The 25,416-nt window shown below is 36.6% G+C and carries 20 protein-coding genes; 4 read left to right on the top strand and 16 right to left on the bottom strand.

Annotated features, from left to right (window positions below; all coding sequences use genetic code 11):
• Positions 1–190 precede the first annotated feature (190 nt).
• Together secA2 and NSQ59_RS06535 are read left to right on the top strand one after the other, a co-directional pair.
• A complete protein-coding gene (secA2, locus tag NSQ59_RS06540) occupies positions 191–2,587 on the top strand; it encodes an accessory Sec system translocase SecA2 (RefSeq protein ID WP_340830247.1) in 2,397 nt (798 codons plus the stop codon).
• A gap of 31 nt (positions 2,588–2,618) precedes the next feature.
• Complete coding sequence (locus NSQ59_RS06535) at positions 2,619–3,503, top strand: accessory Sec system S-layer assembly protein (RefSeq protein WP_340830245.1); 885 nt, start codon at positions 2,619–2,621, stop codon at positions 3,501–3,503.
• 97 nt (positions 3,504–3,600) lie between these two features.
• On the opposite strand, the gene NSQ59_RS06530 is transcribed toward NSQ59_RS06535, so the two are convergent.
• Positions 3,601–4,731, bottom strand: a complete 1,131-nt coding sequence (locus NSQ59_RS06530) for a metallophosphoesterase (RefSeq protein WP_340830242.1) — start codon at positions 4,729–4,731, stop codon at positions 3,601–3,603.
• Between the two features lie 448 nt (positions 4,732–5,179).
• Between NSQ59_RS06530 and NSQ59_RS06525 the strand changes: the two genes are divergently transcribed.
• Positions 5,180–7,549, top strand: a complete 2,370-nt coding sequence (locus NSQ59_RS06525; protein WP_340830241.1) for an N-acetylglucosaminidase — start codon at positions 5,180–5,182, stop codon at positions 7,547–7,549.
• Positions 7,550–8,228: 679 nt separating this feature from the next.
• Positions 8,229–9,230, top strand: coding sequence for an LCP family protein (locus NSQ59_RS06520; RefSeq protein ID WP_055738676.1), 1,002 nt, complete (start codon positions 8,229–8,231; stop codon positions 9,228–9,230).
• A 216-nt stretch (positions 9,231–9,446) separates the two neighbouring features.
• On the opposite strand, the gene NSQ59_RS06515 is transcribed toward NSQ59_RS06520, so the two are convergent.
• The 15 genes from NSQ59_RS06515 to srlE form a co-directional block, all read right to left on the bottom strand.
• Positions 9,447–9,791 carry a hypothetical protein gene (locus NSQ59_RS06515; protein ID WP_055738675.1) on the bottom strand — a complete coding sequence of 115 codons (345 nt, stop codon included), beginning with the start codon at positions 9,789–9,791 and terminating at the stop codon, positions 9,447–9,449.
• A gap of 190 nt (positions 9,792–9,981) precedes the next feature.
• On the bottom strand, positions 9,982–10,929 hold the full coding sequence (locus NSQ59_RS06510) for a sugar-binding transcriptional regulator (protein ID WP_055738674.1): 948 nt from the start codon (positions 10,927–10,929) through the stop codon (positions 9,982–9,984).
• A 146-nt stretch (positions 10,930–11,075) separates the two neighbouring features.
• Complete coding sequence (locus NSQ59_RS06505; protein ID WP_055738673.1) at positions 11,076–11,360, bottom strand: PTS sugar transporter subunit IIB; 285 nt, start codon at positions 11,358–11,360, stop codon at positions 11,076–11,078.
• A gap of 15 nt (positions 11,361–11,375) precedes the next feature.
• Positions 11,376–12,044 carry an L-ribulose-5-phosphate 4-epimerase gene (locus NSQ59_RS06500; RefSeq protein WP_340830235.1) on the bottom strand — a complete coding sequence of 223 codons (669 nt, stop codon included), beginning with the start codon at positions 12,042–12,044 and terminating at the stop codon, positions 11,376–11,378.
• 43 nt (positions 12,045–12,087) lie between these two features.
• Positions 12,088–13,449 carry a PTS galactitol transporter subunit IIC gene (locus NSQ59_RS06495; RefSeq protein WP_055738671.1) on the bottom strand — a complete coding sequence of 454 codons (1,362 nt, stop codon included), beginning with the start codon at positions 13,447–13,449 and terminating at the stop codon, positions 12,088–12,090.
• Positions 13,450–13,542: 93 nt separating this feature from the next.
• The gene (locus tag NSQ59_RS06490; RefSeq protein WP_055738670.1) at positions 13,543–13,998 is read right to left on the bottom strand and encodes a PTS sugar transporter subunit IIA; all 456 of its coding nucleotides are present in this window, start codon (positions 13,996–13,998) and stop codon (positions 13,543–13,545) included.
• 11 nt (positions 13,999–14,009) lie between these two features.
• Complete coding sequence (locus NSQ59_RS06485) at positions 14,010–16,058, bottom strand: BglG family transcription antiterminator (protein ID WP_340830231.1); 2,049 nt, start codon at positions 16,056–16,058, stop codon at positions 14,010–14,012.
• Between the two features lie 249 nt (positions 16,059–16,307).
• Positions 16,308–17,708: a dihydrolipoyl dehydrogenase gene (lpdA, locus tag NSQ59_RS06480; RefSeq protein ID WP_340830228.1), complete on the bottom strand. Its 1,401-nt coding sequence runs from the start codon at positions 17,706–17,708 to the stop codon at positions 16,308–16,310.
• An 82-nt stretch (positions 17,709–17,790) separates the two neighbouring features.
• Entirely contained in the window at positions 17,791–19,116 is a 1,326-nt protein-coding gene (locus NSQ59_RS06475; protein ID WP_340830226.1) for a dihydrolipoamide acetyltransferase family protein, read from the bottom strand.
• Between the two features lie 12 nt (positions 19,117–19,128).
• Entirely contained in the window at positions 19,129–20,112 is a 984-nt protein-coding gene (locus NSQ59_RS06470; protein ID WP_055738666.1) for an alpha-ketoacid dehydrogenase subunit beta, read from the bottom strand.
• A gap of 16 nt (positions 20,113–20,128) precedes the next feature.
• Entirely contained in the window at positions 20,129–21,112 is a 984-nt protein-coding gene (gene pdhA / locus NSQ59_RS06465) for a pyruvate dehydrogenase (acetyl-transferring) E1 component subunit alpha (RefSeq protein ID WP_055741147.1), read from the bottom strand.
• A 216-nt stretch (positions 21,113–21,328) separates the two neighbouring features.
• Complete coding sequence (locus NSQ59_RS06460; protein WP_340830224.1) at positions 21,329–21,682, bottom strand: PTS glucitol/sorbitol transporter subunit IIA; 354 nt, start codon at positions 21,680–21,682, stop codon at positions 21,329–21,331.
• 139 nt (positions 21,683–21,821) lie between these two features.
• Positions 21,822–23,102, bottom strand: a complete 1,281-nt coding sequence (locus NSQ59_RS06455) for an NAD(P)H-dependent oxidoreductase (protein ID WP_055738664.1) — start codon at positions 23,100–23,102, stop codon at positions 21,822–21,824.
• A gap of 274 nt (positions 23,103–23,376) precedes the next feature.
• Entirely contained in the window at positions 23,377–24,315 is a 939-nt protein-coding gene (locus tag NSQ59_RS06450) for a sugar-binding transcriptional regulator (RefSeq protein WP_055738663.1), read from the bottom strand.
• A gap of 87 nt (positions 24,316–24,402) precedes the next feature.
• Positions 24,403–25,413, bottom strand: a complete 1,011-nt coding sequence (gene srlE / locus NSQ59_RS06445; RefSeq protein WP_055738662.1) for a PTS glucitol/sorbitol transporter subunit IIB — start codon at positions 25,411–25,413, stop codon at positions 24,403–24,405.
• Positions 25,414–25,416 lie beyond the last annotated feature (3 nt).

Below are 25,416 nucleotides of genomic sequence, written 5' to 3'. Positions count from 1 at the left end.
AAAGATGTTTCATTCATATATAGTTAGTTACATTTGTAAAAATCCAGAGGTCATTTTTTCCTAAATTGGGGTTCGGTGGCCGAATTTAATAATTTTACATAAAATACCAATCTCCATAAATATTCTACTAAGCTCTTTATCCATTTGTTATGTTATACTATTACTACCAGTTTTTTAAGGAGAGACACGAATGATTACATATCTCAAATCTACAATGAGTCAACAAGACAAAATGTTAAAAAAATATACCAAAATAGTGGAGAAAATCAATCAATTAGAACCTGAATTTGAATCCTTAACAGATGAACAACTAAGGGAAAAAACAAAGGAATTTAAATCTTTTTTGAACAATAACGGTACAATCGATGATATAAAAGCAGAGGCTTTCGCAGCTGTTCGGGAAGCTGCAAAAAGAATATTGGGAATGCGGCATTTTGATGTCCAACTAATTGGCGGTCTGACCCTTTTAGATGGGAATATTCCTGAAATGCCTACTGGGGAAGGAAAAACATTAGTAGCATCCCTTCCAAGTTATTTACGCGCACTTGAAGGAAAAGGTGTTCATGTCATTACCGTGAATGAATATTTAGCAAAACGAGATAAGGAGAAAATTGGCCAAATTCATGAGTTTCTTGGTCTAACTGTTGGAATTAATCTTAGTGAAATGTCCCCCGCAGAGAAGCAAAAAGCCTACGCGGCCGATATTACATACGGAATTGGAACAGAGTTTGGATTTGACTATCTACGCGATAACATGGTGCTAGATGCTAGCGAGCGTGTTCAAAGACCTTACCACTATGCCATTATTGATGAGGTCGACAGCGTTCTAATTGATGAAGCAAAAACGCCTCTTATTATTGCCGGAAAAGCATCATTGAATTCCGAATTATTTTTTATCTGTTCAAAAGTCATTAAGCACTTTAAAAATGAAGTGGATTATACTTTTGATCTTGAAACGAAATCAGTAAATTTTACAGAAGAAGGGATTACCAAGATTGAAAAGACCTTCTCTATTGATAATTTATATGATATAGAACACCAAACATTATACCATTACATGATTCAAATGCTTCGGGCAGAAGTGGTATTCCGGAAAGATGTAGATTATATAATTCGTGATGGAAAAATTGAACTCATTGATATGTTTACAGGCAGGGTTTTAGAAGGAAGAAGCCTTAGTGATGGTCTCCATCAAGCTATTGAAGCAAAAGAAGGCCTTAAGTTGACCGATGAAAACAAGATGCAGGCAACCATTACGATTCAAAACTACTTCCGCATGTATCCAATCCTTTCAGGTATGACTGGTACTGCCAAGTCTGAAGAAAAGGAATTCCAACAAATATACGGAATGGATGTCATTCAAGTACCAACCAATCGTCCAAAAATACGTATGGATATGGATGATGTGGTATTTGATTCTATTGACCATAAGTATAAGGCTCTTACAAAAGAAGTAAAGCTCCGCCATCAGACAGGCCAGCCTATTCTTATTGGAACAACTTCCATTGAGCAATCTGAACTTCTTTCAGAATACTTGAAAAAGGAAAACCTTTCTTTTCAGCTTTTAAATGCTAAAAGCGTTGAAAAAGAGGTTGAACTTATTTCGATGGCTGGACAAAAGGGGCAAATAACCATTGCTACGAATATGGCTGGTAGAGGAACCGACATTTTGCTTGGCGAGGGAGTTCCGGAATTAGGCGGTCTCCATGTGATAGGAACGGAACGCCATGAAAGCCGCCGAATTGATAATCAGTTAAAAGGTCGTGCTGGAAGGCAAGGGGACCCCGGATCAAGCCAATTCTTCATTTCTTTGGAGGATGAAATAATTAAACGTTTTGGGGGAGAGCAGTTTGAAAAGCTTAAAAAATCCCTGAAAACAGATGAAAATGGTGTTGTTTTAAATAAAAATATTCTCGAATTTGTTGACAGAATTCAAAGAGTTTGTGAAGGAAGTAATTTTTCTGCAAGAGAATATACATTAAAATTAGATGATGTTGTCAATGATCAACGTAATATTTTTTATCAATTACGTACAAATATACTTATCTCGGAAGAACCTTTAGATTTTGTGAAAAAATCGTTTCAAAGTTTAGGAGAGCATTATTTTGAATTAGGAACGAACCAAAATAACTATTCAACATTATTGAATAAGCTAAAATCTGTTTCTATTTCAGAAATAGCTACACCTGAAGATATAGAAGATATAAATATGAAGGACCTTATTTCCACTAAGATAAATGAAACATTCGATACTATTGAGGAATTACACACAAGTCAACCTGAAATTCTTTTAAACTTAAAATCAATCATTTTATCAGTTATTGACCAAAATTGGGTAAATCATTTAGAAGCAATGACACGTTTAAAAGAAGGAATTGGCTTAAGAGGTTACAGTCAGGAAGATCCGATTAGAACCTATCAAAAAGAAGGATTGCAAGTATTCTCTTATACTTTTTATCAAATGCAAGAAGAAATTTGCCAGTTAGTGGTTCAGACGATACACTCCGTTTTAAATGGAAATGATTCGGCTAATGATATGATCGAGGATGAAATAGTAGAAATAGAAGGATTTGAAATAGAGGAATAAATAATGGATTGACCATAGGAGGAACCTTCCAATGTTATTTAAAGATAAAAATAGAAAAAAGGGCAAAGACAGTGTTGTCATGTCCAATGATTTATTAAATGAAAATGTTCAGCAAGATGTAACTGGGGATGAGGATATTAAAACGGAACTTTCCATTCTCCCCGACTGGCTCGATGCACCTGAAAAAGAATATGTGTATCGATTTTTAAATAATGAATGCCCGCCATTAAAGCCCAATCAGATTTCATTATCCGGTATTGAGCTAGAACAAGATTCTGATGGTGATATTATTGTAACTGCATTTATTCGAAGCAGTTTGAACAAACCTATTCGATTGGAAACAGCTACCCTCGTTCTGATTGGAGAAAATGGTGAACGGTTAGCAAGAAAGGTATTTGACTTTACAGACTTAGGTGAAATTCCACCGCGAAGCAGCCGTCCATGGTATTTTATCTTTTCTTCGGATGAAATTTATTCTGAATCCATCCCGAAAGAGGGCTGGAAGCTTGCGTTTGAATTACAAAAAGACCATTCGTTAGACCTTGATAGCAGCTGGGAACAAAGTCTTTCCACTGAGGATAAGGAAAAGCTTCAGCAACTGATAGGCTCCCTTCAGCCCCCAAATACAGGCGAGGTTAATTTTATGGGTTACCAGGCAAAACAAGCTGAAAATGGGGATTTGCACATTACCATACTAATTCGCAATGGATCAGATAATAATATTAGCATTGAATCCTTACCCCTTACTGTTGAAGATGCCGAGGGGGATGTCGTTGCAAAAGGCGGTTTTCAAATGAATGGGTTTGAAGTAAAGGCAAATACAACGAAACCTTGGACATTTATCTTTCCTTCTAGCCTTGTAACCAAAGAAAATCCTAATTTTTCTAATTGGAGAGCTTATCCTTCCAATAATTAAGGGCGGTATTTTTACCGTCCTTTTTTATATAGGTTCTTTTCGTAACCTTTGCCGTTTTTAAATATAACGTGTCTAACACGAATATTTCGATACTCCCCTACTTTTTCATATATTCAATGGTTTTTTGATGAATGTCTTGAACGGATTCCTTTATTATTGGATCAGAATAAACAGCTGCCTTTTTATGATTATTTTTCTTGATAAATATAGGAACCGCTTTTGATTGAGATGAAAGGATATTCCACCTTTCATTTTTTCTTTCAAGAATAAGATCAATAACCCCCAAATAACTTCCCCAACTTCCACCTTGGACTGCTGGCACCCCATTAATTGTTCCTTTCACATTATCGATTCCCGGTATCCCTTTAAATTTAGAGAGATCGGGAAAAGTTACATGTGTATGTCCAAACAGAATTGCATCGATTCCTTTTACACGACTTAAAGGAAGAATCGCATTTTGTTCTTCTTGATATGGATCTGCAAGTAAGGAAATACCTGTATGCGCAAGAGCGATGATAATATCGGCACCTTGTTTTTTAAGGATTGGAATATATTTTTCTGCGCTTGCAACAATATCATCGACACATATATTATCCGTTAGCGCCTGCTTCTCCCATTTCATTACATATGGAGTAATAAATCCAATCACTCCTACCTTTAATGGATGACTCATTCCATTTACATCTACTACTTCTTTATTTAATATTACGTACGGATTGAATAGATGAAATGTGTCAAAATCAGTATGTAAATACATATTAGCATTTACATATGGGAAATTTGCTCCTTGAATGGCTTTATTTAAAAAAGGTAATCCATAATGGAAATCGTGATTACCTAATGTCGCTGCATCGTAGCCAAGTGTATTCATTACTTTCATCATCGGATGGATATCCATATCCAATGTCATTTTCATTGCTGCATAGTCCATTAATTCATTTCCTTGAAGTAAATCACCATTATCAAATAGAAGTGTATTTAACGAATCCTGTCTCGCTTTCTTAATTAAGGTTGCCGTCCTGGCTAACCCAAAATGATTTACATAGGTCCCCTTCTGATAATCATAGTTTAAAATGTTTCCGTGAACATCTGTTGTCTCAAGTATGCGAAGATGGACAATCGGTCGTTGAATGGATGCTGCATTTACGTGAAAATGACGAAGGGAAAAAGTTTGAAATAAAATAAGAGCCAATGCGATGATAATTTTACTGGTGAATTTTACATTCATAGGTTTATCAATCCCTTCAAGTCACTTTCTTGTATTGGCCTGGTTTATAGGTTTTGCAATCGAATTCGTTATCATTCCAATATACTTCAAAAATTTGCACAATAATGCTTTTTTCCTAGTAGTGTGCACAATGCAGGCAGATACATTCCTTCCCTCACTGTTTTACAATTTTAAAATGCACTAGAAAGAGACCTCATCGATGAAATAATTTTTCATACTTTCTTTTCCATTCAAAAAGTCTCCAAGAAAAAAACCTACTCGAAACTCGACGAACTGTGTTTGTTATGCTCATAAATTATTTACAAAATGACATTTTTTCGACACAATTCAACAATTTTCTATGGGTATATTTAACTATTCCTATAAAACTAGAATATTAGTATTTATATAAAAAATAGGGATATGGTAAAATATTTTTGAACGTTTACATAGAAAAAATAAGGAGTGAATGAAAAAATTGGGGGAAAACAGAAAAAAAGCACGAAAAATCGGTAGTTTTTTGGTAGCCCTAATGTTGTTATTTGCCGTTTCTCCGCTTTCTAGTAAAGCAGCATCAGATTTGGCAGCACAACAAATCGATAAGATGAATACAAACGTTATTGCGGCTGATGGGAAAGATACCGTTGAGTTGTTAAAGGAAAATGCCCCAAATAGTGAAGTAATAACACAAATTCCTACACTATCTACGGTTACAATCCTGGATAAAGGATCTGAATATACGCATGTCACTTATGTTGATCCTAAAACTCAAGAAGTATGGACTGGATATATTTTAAATACGAATCTGGCAGATCCATCACAATCAACAACGAAAACAAAAGATGAAAAATCAACAGACACAACTGTACAAGGAGAAAGTAAAGATTCTTCTAATACTGATACAGCTGTACAAAAAGAGAATAAGGATTCTTCCAGTACTGATACTGTTGCACAAAAAGAGAATAAGGTTTCTTCAAATACTTTAACATCCGAGACTAATTCCAAAGAAACAACAAAAAGTACTGATCAAACAAAAACCTTAAAACCTCTTGCCGCAAAATCTGACTTGGATGTTAGGTACCAATCATTACAAGGTATTGGATTAAAAAATCCAACGAATGTTTACCAAGTTCAAGACACGAATTCTAATGTATTAAAGAGCTATGCACAAGGAACACTATTAAAATATGAAGCTCCTATTCCACAATGGTATCAATGTACCGTCATTCTTAATGGTGAACCTACAACAGGTTATATCTATGCCAGTGATGTAGAAACAACGGATGATTCTGAATATGTCCTGATTGGTACTGCACTTCAAAGCCCTACAAATGTCTATTCGGCACCATCCCTTGATTCTACTGTGTTGAAAAGCTATGCACAAGGGAAAACACTGCAATACAATCAAAATACAATTGATTGGTATGAGTGTACGGTTGTTATAAACGGTGTTGCTACACATGGATACATAAAAGCTGAGGATGTCGAAAACGTAAACGATGAACAAAAATCATTTCGGGGTATTGGCCTGAAGGCTCCTACAAATATTTATTCAAAAGCATCTGTTAATTCTAAGACGGTCAAAACCTATGCACAAGGAACTATATTAAAATATAAAACTTTCACTGCTGATTGGTATGAGTGTACCGTTTATGTTAACGGAAAAGCGGTCACAGGATATATCAGCAAAAATGATGTGGAAAATATCGTGGACTCACAGCAATCGCTTAAAGGGGTTGGCCTATCAAGTCCAACAAACATTTACTCGAGTGCATCTACAAGTGCGAAAGTTTTGAAAAGCTATGATCAAGGTACTGTTTTACAATATCTAACATTTACTTCCGATTGGTATGAATGCACTGTTATTATTAAAGGAAACAAAGTGACGGGATATATCAAAGCAAGTAACGTAGATAATGTGGTATCACCGCAGCAAAATATGCGAGGCATAGCACAAAAAGATGTTACAAAAATATATTCAAAAGCTTCAACAAGTTCTAAAGTATTAAAAAGCTATAGTAAATATACTATTTTAAGCTATAGAACCTTTACATCAAACTGGTTTGAATGTACGGTGTATGTGAATGGCGTCGCGACTACCGGATATATCAAAAATGGCGATGTAAGCATTCAAAAGGAAACAAATTATAATCTTTCCTTTAATGACGCTGTTACAATGCAAATGAATGCAAGTCCTAAAGCTGACGGTGCTGGAAAAGTTAACGCAACTATCGATCAAGTATCCTATTATTTAAATCCGAACAATTTTGCGCAAAATTCCAGTGAATATTATCAATTCCTTCTATTGTCTAGTTATGCAGGTACCTCTGCATCTGAATTAAATAATAATATCTTAAAGGGAAAAGGCATACTAGATGGTCATGGCCAAGCTTTTATCACAGCAGCCAAGACATACAATATTAACGAATTATATTTAATCAGTCACTCCTTATTAGAGACTGGAAATGGTACAAGTCAATTGGCAACAGGTGTAAAAATTAACGGAGTAACAGTTTACAACATGTATGGTATCGGTGCCACCGATGGCAATGCTACCCAAAACGGGGCGCAATATGCATATGACCACGGTTGGACCACTGTGGATAAAGCCATTATTGAAGGGGCGCAATTTGTCTCCGATAATTATATTCATAATGGACAAGATACATTATACAAAATGCGTTGGAACCCAGCAGGAATGGTACTTAAAGGGTACGCAAATCATCAATATGCAACAGATGTAGGCTGGGCTGTAAAACAAACTACTACCCTAGCAAATCTGTATAATCAATTAACCATTTACACATTATTATTTGAAGTTCCAGTGTATAACTTTTAATCTTCAACGGATATTTCTAAAATAATACGTAACAAAGAATAACCTGCCGAAACATTTCGGCAGGCTTTTTTTGTAAATCAACGTTATTTTTTATTAAATAAAATATCTGTCTAGCTCAAGCAGAATATTGGCAAGCGGATTTCTATGCCACTTCTTGCGAGGAATCAGGTGAAATACCCTCGCTGTGTATCCGTTGATCTCTTCGATAACTATGAAATCCGTACGCCGTTGAGCAAGGCGCTTTTGCTTATGTTTTTAATTTTACAAATTATTTACATGACATTTATTTTAACTTAACATAAAATAAAGATACTAAAAGTGTGGTATGTAAAAATTTAAAATGGAAAAACTAAAAAAAAGAATACCGTTCCCCTTGTGTAACCCCAATAAATCATTCGGGAGTGAGATTATGGAACTACTGAATTCCATTTTTATCCTAGATGTAGTGGCCGCTTTTATTTATATTTTTTACCATACCTTTTTTCCACATGAATATAAATAATTCTTTTACTAATATTTATTTCCCATAAATTTAGCTGTTTTGAACTTTTTTCATAATATTCCACCAATTGTTATTCACTTTGATATAAAGATGTTTTAGTTGAAAGGTTTTGAAATTAATAGTAAAATATCCTCATGGTTAAAATTGCGACTATTTAAAAAATAACCAGGAGGAAATATGGAAAGTAGAGAGAAGAAGAACGTCAGCACCAAGAAAAAGAAGCGCAGAATTATAATTTATACCCTTCTAGTTATTTTTGTTTTACTGTTAACAATTGGTGGTTTTTCATACTATCAATTACAACCTGCTAAACATTTTAAAACAGCACCTGTCATAACTCCTGGCAATACATCCTCCAATAGTACTGATGAAAATAAATTAAGCGACTCCGTCCTAAATATATTGCTTCTAGGTTCAGACCAAAGAAAAGACGAAAAGATTGGTCATACTGATTCCATGATAATCGTACATGTTGATTTAAAGAAACATGAGTACCAAACCTTGAGCATACCTCGCGATACAAGAGTCTATTTAGATGGATATGGCTATACAAAGCTTACAAGTGTTCAATATATTATTCAAGCAACAAAAGGGCAAAAAGAGGGTGTTCAAGCGACTGTAGATGCAATTGGCAAGCTCACTGGGATACCAATTAATTATTATGTTGAAACCAATTATTGGGGATTTAAATCTATGGTAGATGCAGTTGGAGACGTGGACGTAACAGTACCGTTTGATGTGACGCTGACACATCCATGGTACAAAGAAAATAAAAATAAGGTTATTAAGGCTGGAACCCATACTTTTGATGGAAAAATGGTAACGGAGCTCGTTCATGAGAGACATTCATTAAAAAACGGGGAATATGGAAGACAACAATTACAGCAAGCAACATTAGTTGGAATTGCAAAATCCGCATTAAATCCCAACAAGATTACCCATTTGCCATCCTTAATCAATTCAATCTCAGACTTTTTGATTGCCACAAATATGACTACTTCTGATATGGTTAGTTTAGGATTAGCAGTAAAAAATATAGACTTAGAATCCATTCATTATCACCAGCTTCATGGGGAAAATAAAAAAATGTATGATGATGTACTTAAAAATAATAATGATCAAGTTATATTGGATCCTGAGGAAATTAAAGATATTGCAACGACCTATTTTATGGATTAATACATCATAAAAAAGGTAATTCAAAAGTGCATGGCACATTTGAATTACCTTCTTTAATTTTGATTGGTTTTGACATAAATACACTATCTTTGGTGTCAGGCACCACCCGTCCGACAGTTATATCTTTTGTCCATATAAAAAGGACAGTGGTAATTTCGCTCTGTCCTTTCCATCATTACAACCTATAAAAATTGTCCATTTATGGTGCTTAACATCCTATACACTCTTTTTTTTATTGCGATATTGCTGGATAAGTTTTCGTGATTCGTTGAGGTCACGCATTAGTCGATATGGTTTGCTTGCTACACGAAAAGGCAATCTTGATAGAAAATGACTTAGATCTTGCCTATATTCTTGTGTAATTCGTGATGGCTTTGTAAAAACTCGTTCGTATATTTCTTTGTAGAATTCTTTCATAATATCGACTTGTATGCTAACTGTATGTTGGCATTCCTCACAACGAACACTGGTGATCTCATCGTTAATATAAATAATGGAGTGCGGTGTATCGTCATTACATTGTAAACAAAAGAGGCTTGCCTTCATTTCCGTTTCTTTCATCGTCTTCACTCCTCAAAATAACAAGTAATGATATTCTACACATTAATAGGAATATACTTATTATATCAGTAAAACAGGAAATTATTTCAACCTGTATTTCATTTGTAATAAGAAGTGACATTTGTAATTATTATATTATACACAATTTTTTGTATGATTTCCATAAGTAAAATGGCAATTCAGAAAAATTTCATAAATTTAAAACCGCAGTAGCGGTTGGCTCATCAATGATCAGGACGTCTAAGTAATTTCCGTTAAGAGCCCCTAATATACTATCTTTTTTGCCTACTCCCTCCACTACACCAATTACAAGATTAATTTTTTTGATTTCCTCTAGCGTTATTCCAATGACCTTTTCATTTATGTTATGTTCAATTGGGTTTCCATTTAGATCTATAAAACGTGAAGAGATATCTCCAACCGCTCCTGCTTCACGGAATTCTTTTATATCTTTTTCTTTTAGATATCCAACTTCCTTAAGAATCGAATTAGGCTGATATGGATTCCCGATTCCTACAAGAGCGATGTCCACAGTTCTTCCCTCTTCTAGTACGGATCTGACATCATTCATGTTCACTAATCGTTCCTTCAATTCCTCCGATTCAATCACTGCAGGAACATATAAATAAGAACAAGAGGAATGCATTTTTTTCGCTAGTTCATAAGCTAGCTGGTTGGCATGGATATCCACTTGCTTGCTTCCCATACCTCCGACAAGCGGTATTATTTTAATTTTTTCATTTCTTTCATAAGGATATTCCTGAACGAAAGCAGCTAATGTCGTTCCCCAGCTAATCCCTATTTTTTCAACATTCTTTAGCTTTTTTGACACATAATTTGCCGCTGCTTGCCCCACTGCTTTTTTGCTTATATCCGGTGATCCTCCTGCAGTCGGAACCACGATGACATCCTTTAATTGAAATTTGTCTTCCAACCATTTTTCAATTTCTACTGTATGTAAACTTTCATCTTTAATAAAAACCTCAACAATTCCATATTCCTTTGCCTTTTGTAATTGTTTTGAAATGACAGGTCGCGACACACCTACTTTTTTGGCAATTTGCTCCTGTGTCATTCCTTCTATATAATATAAATTTGCTGTTTTCACTAATTGTCTTCTTTCTTCCCAGCTTAGCATGGCTTCACCTCATGAGTTTATCTCTTACTATTATAACAATAATAAAAATCATTTCGATAAAATAATGGAGCCATGATATTAACCCTTCCAATAATGGTAAAAAGCCTGCAGACACCTATAACAAGTGACTGCAAGCCATTTAATCCTTACGCAAGAATTTGTTCTTTAATTTTTTCAAACATCTCTTCTTTTCCAATTCCCGTTAACAAAGGAACACCATCGATGACTTTGTCCTTAATATTATCCGGAACAAGAGTGGTAGAAACTACAATATCATAGTCATTAATTCGACTTAGTTCCTCACTTATTTTCGATTGATAAAGCTGTACTTGATTTTCCAGGCCATTTTCCGCTAACCATGTTTTTACCTTGCCTGTTACAACCGTTGATGTTGCAATACCTGTTCCACACATAATCAATAATTTTTTCATTATCTTCACCCTTTATCAAATAATTTGATCTTTCTTTTCTGTTTGCCCATATGATGTCTTATAAAAATAGTTACATTGTTCAATAATTTCCTTTCTTAGAGGAAGCAGGTCTGGATCATGCAATGTAGCATAATGGGCGTATTCTGCCGTTTCTTCTAATATAACCGCAGCCTTAAGTGCATCTTCTACATCTTTTCCCACTGTGAATACTCCATGGTTACGAAGCAGTACAGCAGGCGATAAATCAATACAATCAATAATTTGCTTCCCTATTTCTTCTTCTCCTATAGCGGCAAAATCCGAGCATGGGACATAATCTTTAAATATATTAGCTGCTGTTGTCGTATAGGAAGGAATATCCAAGCCGCGAATTGCAAAACTAGTTGCGAACGGGGAATGGGTATGCACAATACTATGAATATCATTTCGATTTCGATACACGTATAAATGGCTGGCTGTATCAACGGATGGTTTCAAATGACCTTCTATTACATTACCATCTAGATCTATCACAACCATGTCGACGGGTTTTAATTGATTGAAATGGACCCCACTTGGTTTTATTATGACTAAATTAGTTTTACTATCTCGAAAGCTTACATTTCCACTCGTCCATTTTACGAGATTTAATTCTTTTAAAGATTTGTTTGCCCTGCAAACCAATTGTTTTAAATCTTCTAACACATGAACTCTCTCCTTTCATCTTTGATAGGGATGATATGGGACTTCACCCCATTTTTGCACTGTTACTATTCTCTAGCTTTGCAGCGCGTCTTGGCTTGATTTTATTCATGTAAACCAATCCTCCAACAGCTACCGCGCCAATGATGGTAATACCTAACCAACTGATTACCTTTGCTAATCCGACAAAAATAAATGTCGTCCACACTGCACCATCGACTAAAGCAGAAATACTGGTATTCCCGCCCATGTCAAATTTGGCAGCTAAAGCAGAATGGGTAATTAGCGGAGCAGCCCAGGATGCGATTAATAAACCAATTGCCATATAAATCGTTCCGGCAACAACGGTTCGAATAATATTTCCTCTAAACACTGGAGTCATTAAACAAACTAGGAAAGGAATGGTGGCTAAATCACCAAATGGCAATACTTTGTTGCCAGGTAAAATAACAGCTAAAAATAAAGTAATAGGGACAATAATTAACGAAGCGGATAAGACTGCTGGGTGACCAACTGACAATGCGCTATCCATACCAATGTACAAGTCACGCCCAGGCATTCTTTTTCTTACAAACTCACTGGCTGCTTCCGAAATTGGAGAAAGCCCTTCCATTAGTAATGACACCATTCTTGGCATTAACATCATAACTGCTCCAGTCTGAACAGCCAGCTGTAAAACTTCCTTCACATTGTAACCCGCTAATATTCCGATTATGATACCAATTAAAACACCCATAACTGTAGAATCACCGAATATTCCAATTCTCTTTTGAATAGTTTCGGGATTTGCTTCCAATTTATTAAATCCTGGGATTCTATCAAATACCCAGTTTAATGGCTTTGCAACCAGATAAGATGGCGCGGATGCACCGTGTGGAAAAGTAATATTCCGGAACCCATAAAACTTACTAATATCCTTTGCAATTAAGTCGCCAAGGAAGAAGATCACGATTAAATGAACAGCAATCGTGTATAATCCTAGCGCAAAGTTTCCTGTTAATGCATAGACAAGTGAGCCAGTAAAAGCACAATGCCAATAATCCCAAATATCAACATCCAATGTTCTTGTAAGGCCTGTAATAAGAAGAACAACATTGATTCCAATGCCTAATGGAATCGCTAAACTTCCTAATGCCGTACCATAGGATATTGCAGCTGCAGCTGGCCAACCAACATCGATGGTTCCCAGTTTAAATCCAAAATGATCCACCATTGCCTTTGCTGCTGGTCCTAAACTGCTCGTCAATAACCCAATAACAAGATTTAAACCAACAAATCCAATTCCTACTGTTAATCCCGCTTTAAATGCTTTGCCAGGTTTTGTTCCTAATATAATTCCAAATATGAATAACAAGATTGGCAGCATAACACTAGCACCAAGGTCTACAAACCATTGTAAGACTGACATACTTTTTCCCTCCTAGTTTTAATAAGTATAATAATTAAATAGTGCTAAGCTTTATTTCGTATTCTCTTCCAAAAAGGTAAGCAGAATTGAACATTATTCAAGGCCCACTCTACTTAATAAGACCTCAAACTCTTCCTGTGTTTTACAGCATGTAAATTCTGAAAGTAATGCTTGATCTTGGAATATATCCATTAATTTTTGCAGCATACTAATTTGTTCCTCCGCCTTTTTTAAAGCAAGCATAAATATTAAGGAGACCTCTACATCTTCTGCCTGATTTCCCATTTGTTTAAATTTGACAGGTTTTCTTAAAGACGCAAAAGCAATTTGCGGTATAATTACTTTATCAGCATCTGTATGAGGAATGGCTATTCCGCATGGAACCGCGGAAAGTCCTGTTGGAAAAACTTCTTCCCTATTTAGAATTCCGTTATAAAAGGATGCATCCACCAGTTCTGCCTCATATAATTTGTCAGCCATTTTTTTTAAAACTTCATCTCGGTTATTCACTACTAGATCAAAAAAGGTAATTTTTTTATCAAAGAACATTTTACTTCCTCCTAGCATGCTCCATTTATCATCAACCAGACCTCGGACACATCCCGCGCTTTTAGTATTCTTGAAATTCTTTTTTCATCTTCCGCAAGCTCTGCTAGCTGAGAAAGAGCCTTTAAATGGCGGTTTTGATTAAATATTGCTAATGGTGTAATAATGGATACCTTGTGTCCGTTTTTAAAAGGAATGGGTTCCTTTAAAATAAGCATGGCGAATGCATCTGCCATTACTCCTTTTTCAGGAGCTGCATGGGGAATGGCCATTCTTTTCCCTAAAAAGCTATAGAGATGTTGATGATCATTTTCTTCAATTAAAGTTCTTACATAAGATGATTTAACAATATTTCTTTCCAGTAAAGGCTGACATGCAACGCTAATTCCTTCCTGCCAGTTATTCACTCTCTCCTTCATTTGAATAAATTCACTAGGCAAAAATTGTTTTAAATCATAATTTACATTTTTTATTAATTCCTTGTTATTTTTTCCATGTGCCATTTGAAACAGCCTTGATAGGGAGGCTAATAAAGCAACCTCATCCGTTACAATGGCGTGCTCTTTAATGGTATCCACTAATCTATTAATATGGATATTAGAATAGCTTTGTTTATCAATCTTATTAATAACCTGTTTTCTTAAAGATTCTTTTTCGTATACTGTCATTAAAGGATTTACTAAAAACATAGGCTTCTCTGTTTGAACGGGAATAGTGCTAAAAACAATATCATATTCCTGTCTGTAACTTTGAAACTGCCTTAAAGAAAGACTTTCCGCAAAGCAAAACTCTGGAAATAATTCACTAAGGGTATGCATCATGATTTTGGAAATCGTCAACCCGTTTGTACAAACTACCAATGCCCGTTTCTTTTTATTCAATTGTTCCCCTTGTTTAATAAGTTGCCCCGCAATAAACATCGTAATAAAAGCTATTTCACTTGGAGGCAGTTTCTCACCAATTAAATCCTCAAGTGGAGAAATAGAAGCTGCCACCGTTTCATTTAATTCTTGATACTCTTCTAATATTTTTTCAGGAAAGTGATTTTTTAATGTTAAATGATACTTTATCCTGTAATAAGCCGGGCGCATATGAAGCATTAGTTTCCCAACGATTTCTTCCTTGTCCGCTATGAAAATACAGGATCTCTGTTCGAAAAGCTCTAACATCCGTCTAATAACGGATTGTAAATCTTTTATTCTTTCATCGGTTAAAAGGTCGGCGGACCTCACATTTGAAGTTAACAGCTGTAACGTTAACCAGATTCTCTCTGTGAACGGCAAATCCTGTTCCTCTTTTAATAACATCTCAGATGCAACATATTCTTCAGTGTCAGCAAGTTCCTCTAAATCGATATTAAACTTGGCATGTAAGAGTTTTCCTTGTTCAATTCTCTGAAAAATAATCTCTATTATATAAGGAAGACTTTCGTAACTTTCATCTGTTAAATGAATATTCAGTGATTTCTCGATAGACTTAATCTTTTCTTTCATTTCCGTAATGTCCATCTGTAAAATTTTCTCGAAATATCTATGGCCTTTATAAAAATTCAAGACGGATTTTACCACTTCTATTAAAAGCCTTCGAATTTGTATTTCATCTCCAACAATTTCATAACCATCTTGTCGGGTATACATAATAGAAAGTGAATAGTTCTTAACCACCTCCTCTGCTATTTTAATATCACTAATCCCGGTATTTCGGCTTATATTAAGAAGATGAATAATATGAAAAAGAGAAATCGGTTCTTTCTTGCCTAATAAATATAAAATAATTAAAATTGCTCTTTCCCTTTCTGTTGGTAAATATTCTTCAATAGGACGATTTTCCGACTCCCCTTCTGAAAAATGCTCAAATACTTTTTTATCAATAATAAAAAATCCATTTTTACTTTTGGTAATAGGGCATAGTTGATTTGTCGATAACCACTGATTTATCTTTTCCAAGGAATAGGTAATTTGTCTTCTGCTTAAATGAAATTTATTTTCCAGTTCCTTATTTTTTATTTGAGGATTTCTAATCAATTCATGTAGCAAATTGACGCTTCGATCATCAAGGAACATAAATGAGACCTCCTTATATTCTGATTATAGTTGGTATTCTGACAGTTTTGTAACCGTTTTCATCCCAACTTTTTTCCCACTATACCTTTCATTTTTGTTCAAGATTGGACTGAGATAATTTTCCAGATTTAATTGTTTAAATGCTGATATAATTATCATAAAAGTCCTTGTTATCCTACCTTCTTTTCCACAAAAAAATAGTGCTAGAACAACTTCATGACTGTTCTAGCACTGTTAAAAGATAGCTTTCTATAATTGCTGCTGTATGCTCTTATTTTGCTCATTCCTTACCCTCAATGCTGCCTCGAAAAACGTTTCTGTAACGGTTGGATGTGGGTGAATCATTTTTGCTGCTTCCTCAATGGTACCTTCTAAGAACATAAAGGCAGAAGCTTCAGAAATTATTTCCGTTACATGCGGTCCAACCATGGTGACACCAATGATTTCTCCATATTTTTCTTCATAGACTAATTTGGTGAATCCTTCCGTTTCGCCAAGTGCTAAAGCTTTTCCGTTTCCAATGAGGTCAAATTTTTCCGACCTTACGGATAAACCTTTTTGAATTGCCTGCGCTTCGGTCATGCCGACACTGGCGATTTCAGGTAAAGTATAAATACATCTTGGAACAACTTTGTAATCAATTTGGTCTGCAGTTCCCGAAGCATTATTTGCAGCAACAATGCCTTCTGCACTTGCTACATGGGCAAGCTGATAGCCTCCTATTACATCACCTACGGCGTATACATTTTGTACATTCGTTTCCATTTTGTTATTTACCTTTATATATGGTCCATTCATATCTAGTGGTCTATTGGAGACAGCAGAAAGATTGGGTCTTCGTCCGACACTGATTAGCAAGGATTCGGTTTCGACCGTTCGTTCTTTTCCCGAGTTATCGGTGCAAACAATGGATGTTCCGTTTCCAGTCTTGTTTACTTTCTCAACTTTTGTGCTCACCAAAACTTGGACACCTTTTTTCTTTAAAACTTTTTCAAGGAGCTTAGATGCTTCGGGATCTTCACTTGGTATTAATCGATCGGACATTTCGACTATGGTTACTAGTGATTTTAAACTGGAGAAGATACAGGCAAATTCAACTCCGATTACGCCACCGCCGATGATCGTAATAGATTCCGGGATATGTGAAAGGTCGAAAATAGTATCGCTTGTATCAAAATGAACGTCATCTAATCCGGGAATAGGTGGAACAACTGGTGTAGATCCTGTTGCAATAATCACATTGTGTGCCTGAATCCACTCTTCCTTTTCTTCTTGTAAAATCTTTATTTGATTCCCTTCCTCCAGCATCCCAAATCCTTCATACACATCAATTTTTCCTTTTTTCATTAAAAAGGCAATCCCATTCCTTAATCTCTGGATTACATCATCTTTTCGTCTCTTCATTTTTTCCAGTGAGAAGGAGAGCTTCCCAGTTTCAATTCCCCAGCTTTTAGCTTTTTCAATGGATTCTATGATTTCAGCATGTTTTAATAATGTTTTAGAAGGAATACAGCCGCGATTCAGGCAGGTTCCTCCTAAGAAGTTTGCTTCGATAACGGCAACTTTTTTTCCATTTTCAGCACCTTGAATGGCAGAAACATATCCCCCGGGACCACCACCAATCACTACAATGTCATATGTTTTGTTCATGTTTTCACCTCTTTTTATAGCTTCGTTGCCTATCAGTTAACAAACTACTATTTATGAAATGCAAGAAGCTTACACTTTTCTCTTAAACTAGTAATTCAAATGGGTTTTCTAGGACTCGTTTAAGCTCCGTTAAAAATGCTGCTGCTGGAGCTCCATCGATGACGCGATGATCAAAGGACAAGCTTATCGTCATCATTGGACGGATCTCAATTGCTTGGTTAATGACAACCGGTTTATCTTGGATTCTGCCAACACCAAGAATCGCTGTTTCTGGTAGATTAATAATCGGTGTAAACGCATCAATTGCATACATTCCTAAGTTGCTGATAGTGAAGGTCGAACCCTTCATTTGATGAGGCTGTAATTTAGACTCCCTTGCTTGTGACCCAATTTCTTTTGCTTCCGTTGTGATAGCTGCCAGCCCTTTTAAATTCACATTTTTTAAGACAGGAACCAATAATCCATCTTCTACCGCTACAGCCAAACCAATATTGACCTCTTCGTTATAAACAATTTCATCATTAATTAGAGAAGCATTTACAGATTCATGTCTTGAAAGAACAAGTCCAACTGCCTTCACAATTACTTCCGTAAAAGATAAACGATATCCAGTTTGTTTTTCAATGATTGGCAACAGCTGAGTTCGCAGTTCTTTTACTTTGGACATATCGATCTCGCTTGTTAACGTAACATGTGGGGCAGTGTTGACACTCTGTTGCATGCGATCCCCAATTACTTTACGGATTCCGGATAACCGTTTACGTTTTCTAGCAGCTGGTTGCGACTGTTCTTTTCGGCCAGCAATTAATGGTGTAACATCGTCCTTCACAATTTTCTCGTTGATGCCTGTTCCTTTAACGGAATCGATTTCTAACTGATTCGATCCGACTATTTTCTTAGCAAGCGGTGTTATTTTTACTTTGCTTTTATCATGTAAAAGTAATTGCTGAACATCCTTTTCTTGTATTCTGCCATTCGGTCCGCTGCCTGTTACAAGAGAAAGTTCCATATAATTTTCTCTCGCTATCCGTCTTGCTGCAGGTGTTGCTCGGATCTTTTGTCTTTGTTCTTGCCCTTCGTTTTGCGGTTTATTTGGAGGCTCCGTTGATATTTCTGTCCCTGTTGAATCGCCTGTTGAAATACCAGGAGATTCATTTGGTACCTGTTCATTTTTTTCGCCAATATACCCAATGACCTGATTAACTGGAATTTCATCGTCTACTTGAAAATATTTTTTTAATAAGAACCCGTCCTCGTATGACTCTACTTCAATATTTATTTTGTCCGTCATTATTTCAAAAAGCGGATCACCCATAGCGACCGGATCTCCCTCTTCCTTAAACCATTGAAGGAGGGTTCCTACTTCCATCGTACTGCTAAGCTTTGGCATGAATATTTCTTTTGCCATGATACTCCCTCCTTATATAAATCGTACCGTTTCTTTGACTGCTGCAATGATGTCTTCCACTTGAGGTACTGCTGCTTTTTCAAGGTTAGGATTATATGGAATAGGAATAGGCAGACCGCCAAGGCGTTTAATCGGCGCATCTAGGTAATCGAATGCCTCACTTTCGGCAATGACACTTGCAATTTCTCCTCCAAACCCGCCTCTTTTTACAGCTTCATGGACAACAATTACTCGGCCGGTTTTTTTCACTGATTCAATAATGGTTTCTTCATCAAGCGGGACAAGCGTTCGTGGATCAACTACCTCCACATCAATTCCTTCACTTTCTAGAACTGCAGCTGCTTCCAGTGCTTTATGAACCATGATGGAAGTGGCAACAATTGTTACATCCTTGCCTTGACGCTTAATATCCGCTTTTCCTAATGGGATGGAATACTGTTCTTCTGGTACATCTCCCTTTGTTTTATAAAGCAGTTTATGTTCATAAAAAATGACTGGATTATCATCATCCATAGCAGCCTTTAACAGTCCTTTTGCATCATATGCGTTAGAAGGCTGCACTACTTTTAACCCCGGAATATGGGCTACCCAAGCTTCTAAGCTTTGGGAATGCTGTGCTGCCGCTCCAGTACCAGAACCTGCCGGTGTTCTAAGTACCATTGGCACCTTTCCTTTTCCGCCGTACATATAACGAAGCTTCGCAGCTTGGTTGACAAGGTTATCCATTGCAATCGTGATAAAATCGGAAAACTGCAGCTCCAAGATCGGTCTCATCCCAGTTAAAGCTGCACCCACTGCTCCCCCGGCAATTGCTGCTTCTGAAATAGGTGTATTCCGTACTCGTTCTGGACCAAACTCTTCAATCATTCCGCGAGTTACCCCAAAAGCTCCCCCATATACACCGATGTCTTCACCAAGAATAAAAACATCTTCATTTTTCCTCATCTCCTGGCTCATCGCTTCTCTGACTGCTTCTAAATAAGTGATTTCTCTCATTGCCAATGGCTCCCCCTTATGCGTAAACGTCTTCTAATAAAGAATCAATGGATGGTTCTGGGCTATTTTCTGCAAATCTGACAGCATCTTCAATATCTTGTTTTGCCTGTTCTTGAAGCTCGGCTGCTTTTTCTTCTGTCAGCAATCCTTCTTGGATTAAAAGTTCTTTATATTTCTTAATTGCATCCTTTTCTCTCCATTCTGCTTCTTCTTCTCGTGTACGGTATTTCTTCGCATCACTTTTTGAATGGCCTTTCCAGCGATATGTTTTTGCTTCAATTAGGGATGGACCGTTTCCTTGACGTGCATTTTCAACTGCTTCATAAACTGTATTCATAATTTCGATCATATCTGTTCCATCCACGACTTTTCCCGGAATTCCATAACTGCTTGCACGATCCGCAATATTTTCGATGTTCGTCATTTCCTTAACAGAGCCGCTCATCCCGTACTGATTGTTCTCGCAAAGGAAAACAACCGGCAACTTCCAAATAGATGCTAGATTAAGAGCTTCATGGAAGCTACCTTCATTGCTTGCCCCATCACCAAAATAGCAAAGAACGACATAGCCTTTATTCTTCATTTTGGATGTAAGTGCGGCCCCAACAGCAAGCGGAATTCCGCCGCCTACTATTCCATTCGCTCCAAGGTTTCCTTTATCAACATCTGCTATGTGCATTGAGCCACCTTTTCCTTTACAATAACCTGTTTCTTTTCCAAAGAGCTCTGCCATCATGCGGCCAGCGTCAGCCCCTTTGGAAATGCAATGGCCATGCCCTCGGTGTGTACTTGTGATTTTGTCGATCTCTTTAAGTGCAGCAATGGCACCAGCAGCGGAAGCTTCCTGACCTACACATAAGTGGGTGGTACCATGAATCATTCCTTTGGCAAAAAATTGGTCGACTTTTTCATCAAAATAACGGATTAGCCACATTTCCTTATATAAATCCACTAACTTATCATTTGTAATATGAGGCGGTGTTTTAACCGTGCTTAACATCATGTTACATCCTCCTTTTACATTTGTTCTATACAGTTACATTTGTAAATATCGTAATACCATTTTAGAAATTCGTCAAGGTATTGGTGCTAATTTTTCGATAATTTCATAATATTGATTGAAAAAGACTGTACTTTGCTTTTTTTGATACTTTCTGTCCAAAATTAAAAGCTTTTAAAATCATTAAATGATTTTAAAAGCTTCTCATGGTCGACATTATTTAAATGAAATAACCGTTCCTTCTTTAATAGTTGGAAAACGGAATGGACTTGCAAATATTGATCCGGGAAGAACTTCCCCTTCAGGTTCTTGAAAATAGATAGAGATATGCCCTAACTCTTTAAAATTTTTGTTAGCAAGGGACCCTACCGCTGTAATCGTAAAAGCTTCATTATCAAAATAAAACGTTCCGCCTACTCTTAGTGGTTCTTCACTAAGTTCGTTAAATTCATGAATTACGGAAATTTCCCGTAATTCTGCGGGTGCACTTGGTCCAAATAAAATCACAATTTTATCCTCCTGGAAAGTTGGAACTAATACACCAATTTCTTGTACAGTTGATTGTGTCATTGTTTTTTACCTCCAAACATGAAAACATTTTTCATAAAAAAATAGGCTGGTATATTCTTTTCTTACCAGTTTGATGATTTCGAAAAAACAGCACGAAACTGCCCGCCCACTCGAGTTTTTCACTGAATACTTTATTGGTTTACAGTCTTACAAGATGACTACTTTTCGAAATAGATGATGGAAACAGCTGATCCTGAAGTGCTCTTAATTTCCAAACAGTCGTCGATGTATCTAAATCTACATCATCAAGGGTTAAAAACTGTCCAAGTTTAATATCCTTCTTCGCAATAATATTCCCGCTAATTAATCCAATTGGAATATGTCCATTACTCTTCATGTCAGCATTAGTTTCCAAGACACCACGTACGGAATATCCGCCAATGCCATCCACTTTTTCACCCGACTTGATATCGCGTTTTGCAACAGCAACCGTTTCCGAAATTGGAGCTCCCAGGGGCTGTATAGAAGAATCGTGTTGAAGAACGGCTTTGGCAATCGTAATAGGTGTTTCCAAGCTTGCTAGATGGTATGGGCGATAGATTACATAGTGTGGCCCTTTTCCAACCTTCAAATAACGAAGCTCTTCATCTACAGGCTCTAAATCGGATTTTACAATCACAAATACACCCGGAGCTAAACCTTTCACATATTCCACTACTCCGAAGTTTTCTAGAACACCGCCGTTTTCAATAAGGTTCAATTTGTCAGCAACTGTTTCAATAGTGGCTTCTACCCCGTGCATCCCCACTTTATCTGGAACTAATCCTGTTGCATTACTTAAAAGATTCATTTCCGCCATCGTTTTAGTTCCATCTTGGAACGCGGCTAACATATGGGCACTCATATGCTTTTGTTTAGCTTCTGCAGCACAAATATCCGGATTTGAGGTTGGAATAAATGGATTATTTTTCCCCTTGCCAGCAACTAAAACTTCCATCCCCATTGTTTTAGCAAATTCATATAATTCTAGCGTAGCAGCAGGCTCATCACCGGCAGAACCTGTATAAACTAAACCAGCATTGGTGAAGAACTGATGCATAATAGATCCGATCGTTATATCGACTTCAACATTTAATAGCACAAGATGTTTCTTCGACCTTAATGCTTCAAGAGAAATATTCGCTCCGACTTCCGGTACACCTGTCGCATCCACAATAACCTCTACATTTTCGGATTGAATTACTTTTCGATAGTCGGTTGTAACAACCATGATTTCTTTTCTAGAAGCCTGCGTGTTATAGAAATTTTGCGCTCTTTCCGCAGCTTCAAGATTCATATCGCATATCCCGGTTACACACATTCCAGGGATTCTTGAAATTTGTGCAATCATTCCAAATCCCATTTGCCCTGCACCTATAACCCCGACCTTAATTGGGTTATTTTCCTTTTCACGTTGTAAAAGCTGTTGATAAATTGACATTTGCTAATCCTCCTCACCCATTTTCCCGCTACAAATCTATTTCTTAATACATTGAAGAAATTAATTTAGAAAATAACAAACGATAGATAGTGTGGCAAAAATCAATTAATATTATCATTTGTCACAACTTGTGTCATTTGTTAATATACGTTCAGTTTAATCACAAATGTAAGGGCTGTCAAGATGGAACTTTCTAAAAATTCTGCTCTGTAATCGTTTTAGTTATTAAGAACTAGTAAAAAGCTGCAAAGACTAGTTTGCAGCTTTTTTATTATTATCCAACTAAAGCTTGACCAGTTGCTTCGTCTGTTACTAACACATGAATTAAATTACCTTCTAATGCTGCTTTTATGGCATTTACTTTTTCTAAGCCTGAAGCGACTCCAATTACAAGTGGGATTTTTTTCAATGCCTCAAGCTCGATTGCAATCACACGTTCATTCCAAGAATTTGGCACAGATTTTCCAAATTTATTGATAAAGTTATAACAAATATCCCCGACAATTCCTCCGTCTTGAGTAATTTCTTGATGATTAGAGCCAAGGTAAGATTTCACCATTGTGGAATGTTCCGGACTACCACCAATTCCTACCACTGCAATACTGGATTCTTCAGCCAGTTCAAGTATTTTTCGAATCGATGGCTGTCGTATTAAGACATCCTTTGCCTCCTTTGAATCGACCATTACAGGAACGTGAAGAAGTTTATAGTTTGCTTGCAGGGAGTCGCCCATTTTCGCAACTAAATAATTCGCATGGATATCCACTCTTTCATTTCCAACTCCTCCTACTAAAGGTACGATTGTAACCGATGGGAATGGCTGTGGAGAATTTAAGGCTTTAGCCATTTCATGTAAGGTTGTTCCCGAAGAAATCCCAATGATTTGGCCATCCTTAATCATTCTTAATAAATAATGTGCTGCTGCTTCCCCAAGCTGTTTTTTGGAGGATTCCAATCCAACACTATCAATACATACTACTTCCCTTAAACCATATAATCTTTCAATTTTCCTCTCTAATCTGCGATATTGCGGGTCATGTTCATCATGAATCGTAATCTCTACAATTCCTAATTCCCTCGCCGTTGTAAGATATTTAGAAATAAGAGAACGGCTTACCCCTATTTTTTCTGCAATTTCTGATTGGGTAGCGCCTTCTTCATAATACATTTGGGCAACCTTGATCAGGATTCTTCTATTTTCTTGTAGAGCCATATTCTTATCCTTTCTTCTATTTTATAAAGATGAATAAACTATGCGTATGAGCTATTTCGTTAGCTCATACGCATAGTTCCTTGATTTTTAAAACATGCCAAAGCTTGCAAAGTAAGCGATAATTACTGACAACACTCCAGTAATTAATCGACTATATAAAATGGCTGGTACTCCATATTGCACCGTTTCAGGTTTAGCTTCTCCTAATGATAAACCAACAGGGATAAAGTCACAGCCTACTTGACCATTGATTGCAAATAATGCTGGTAAGGCAAACTGTGGAGGAATATGTCCTAACGCAATTTGACTACCAATTAACACCCCAATTACCTGTGCAATGACGGCACCAGGTCCAAGCACCGGTGATAAAAATGGCAACGTACACACAATAACGATAATTAGTAATCCCCAAAGCGATCCTGCAAGCGGAGATAATGAATGTGCAATAAGATTCCCTATACCAGTATAATTGATAATTCCGATTAATAAACTGACAAATGCCATGAACGGAATGATATTTTTAATTAACATATCAACCGAATCACGTCCGGCCTGATAAAAAGTTCCAGTAACTTTTCCAATTCCTCTCGAGAATTTTGTTAGGAAATTATCTTTATTTTTTTGATTTTCTTTTTTCAATTGATCATATTCTTTTTTAAAAGCTTCTTTATCTTTCACATTATATTTTGATTCTGCAACCTCTTGAGCTCCTGCTGATTCTGTATAACCTTCAGCAAGTGTAACTTGTTTTTCCGTAACACCAGATACAAATATATCCTCCGTAATATGCTTAGCAAGCGGACCGGAAGGGGAGGATGCGAGAATATCAATGGTAGGAATTTGCTTCATTGGATAAAGACCAATTCTCGCTGTACCACCGCAGTCGATGACCACACACATCATTTCATCTTCCGGCACGGCATTCTTGAAACCATCTATAGCTTCTCCACCTGTAAGCTCAGCAATTTTTTGTGCAACTGGATGGATACCGCCTCCGGTAATAGAAACAACTTTTGTCTTTTTACCTTGTGGTTCAATATGAAGACCGACTCCCCATCCACCTGGACCTTTCGAAACAAAAACAGCTTGATAACTCATATT

The organism is Margalitia sp. FSL K6-0131 (assembly GCF_038008735.1).
Classification (GTDB): domain Bacteria; phylum Bacillota; class Bacilli; order Bacillales; family Bacillaceae_C; genus Margalitia; species Margalitia shackletonii.
This window is presented reverse-complemented; position numbering and strand designations above follow the sequence as displayed.

Coding starts and splice junctions, on each gene's coding strand:
- secA2 (WP_340830247.1), top strand. CDS start 191: ATGATTACATATCTCAAATCTACAATGAGTCAACAAGACAAAATGTTA.
- NSQ59_RS06535 (WP_340830245.1), top strand. CDS start 2,619: ATGTTATTTAAAGATAAAAATAGAAAAAAGGGCAAAGACAGTGTTGTC.
- NSQ59_RS06530 (WP_340830242.1), bottom strand. CDS start 4,731: ATGAATGTAAAATTCACCAGTAAAATTATCATCGCATTGGCTCTTATT.
- NSQ59_RS06525 (WP_340830241.1), top strand. CDS start 5,180: ATGAAAAAATTGGGGGAAAACAGAAAAAAAGCACGAAAAATCGGTAGT.
- NSQ59_RS06520 (WP_055738676.1), top strand. CDS start 8,229: ATGGAAAGTAGAGAGAAGAAGAACGTCAGCACCAAGAAAAAGAAGCGC.
- NSQ59_RS06515 (WP_055738675.1), bottom strand. CDS start 9,791: ATGAAAGAAACGGAAATGAAGGCAAGCCTCTTTTGTTTACAATGTAAT.
- NSQ59_RS06510 (WP_055738674.1), bottom strand. CDS start 10,929: ATGCTAAGCTGGGAAGAAAGAAGACAATTAGTGAAAACAGCAAATTTA.
- NSQ59_RS06505 (WP_055738673.1), bottom strand. CDS start 11,360: ATGAAAAAATTATTGATTATGTGTGGAACAGGTATTGCAACATCAACG.
- NSQ59_RS06495 (WP_055738671.1), bottom strand. CDS start 13,449: ATGTCAGTCTTACAATGGTTTGTAGACCTTGGTGCTAGTGTTATGCTG.
- NSQ59_RS06490 (WP_055738670.1), bottom strand. CDS start 13,998: ATGTTCTTTGATAAAAAAATTACCTTTTTTGATCTAGTAGTGAATAAC.
- NSQ59_RS06485 (WP_340830231.1), bottom strand. CDS start 16,058: ATGTTCCTTGATGATCGAAGCGTCAATTTGCTACATGAATTGATTAGA.
- lpdA (WP_340830228.1), bottom strand. CDS start 17,708: ATGAACAAAACATATGACATTGTAGTGATTGGTGGTGGTCCCGGGGGA.
- NSQ59_RS06475 (WP_340830226.1), bottom strand. CDS start 19,116: ATGGCAAAAGAAATATTCATGCCAAAGCTTAGCAGTACGATGGAAGTA.
- NSQ59_RS06470 (WP_055738666.1), bottom strand. CDS start 20,112: ATGAGAGAAATCACTTATTTAGAAGCAGTCAGAGAAGCGATGAGCCAG.
- pdhA (WP_055741147.1), bottom strand. CDS start 21,112: ATGTTAAGCACGGTTAAAACACCGCCTCATATTACAAATGATAAGTTA.
- NSQ59_RS06460 (WP_340830224.1), bottom strand. CDS start 21,682: ATGACACAATCAACTGTACAAGAAATTGGTGTATTAGTTCCAACTTTC.
- NSQ59_RS06455 (WP_055738664.1), bottom strand. CDS start 23,102: ATGTCAATTTATCAACAGCTTTTACAACGTGAAAAGGAAAATAACCCA.
- NSQ59_RS06450 (WP_055738663.1), bottom strand. CDS start 24,315: ATGGCTCTACAAGAAAATAGAAGAATCCTGATCAAGGTTGCCCAAATG.
- srlE (WP_055738662.1), bottom strand. CDS start 25,413: ATGAGTTATCAAGCTGTTTTTGTTTCGAAAGGTCCAGGTGGATGGGGA.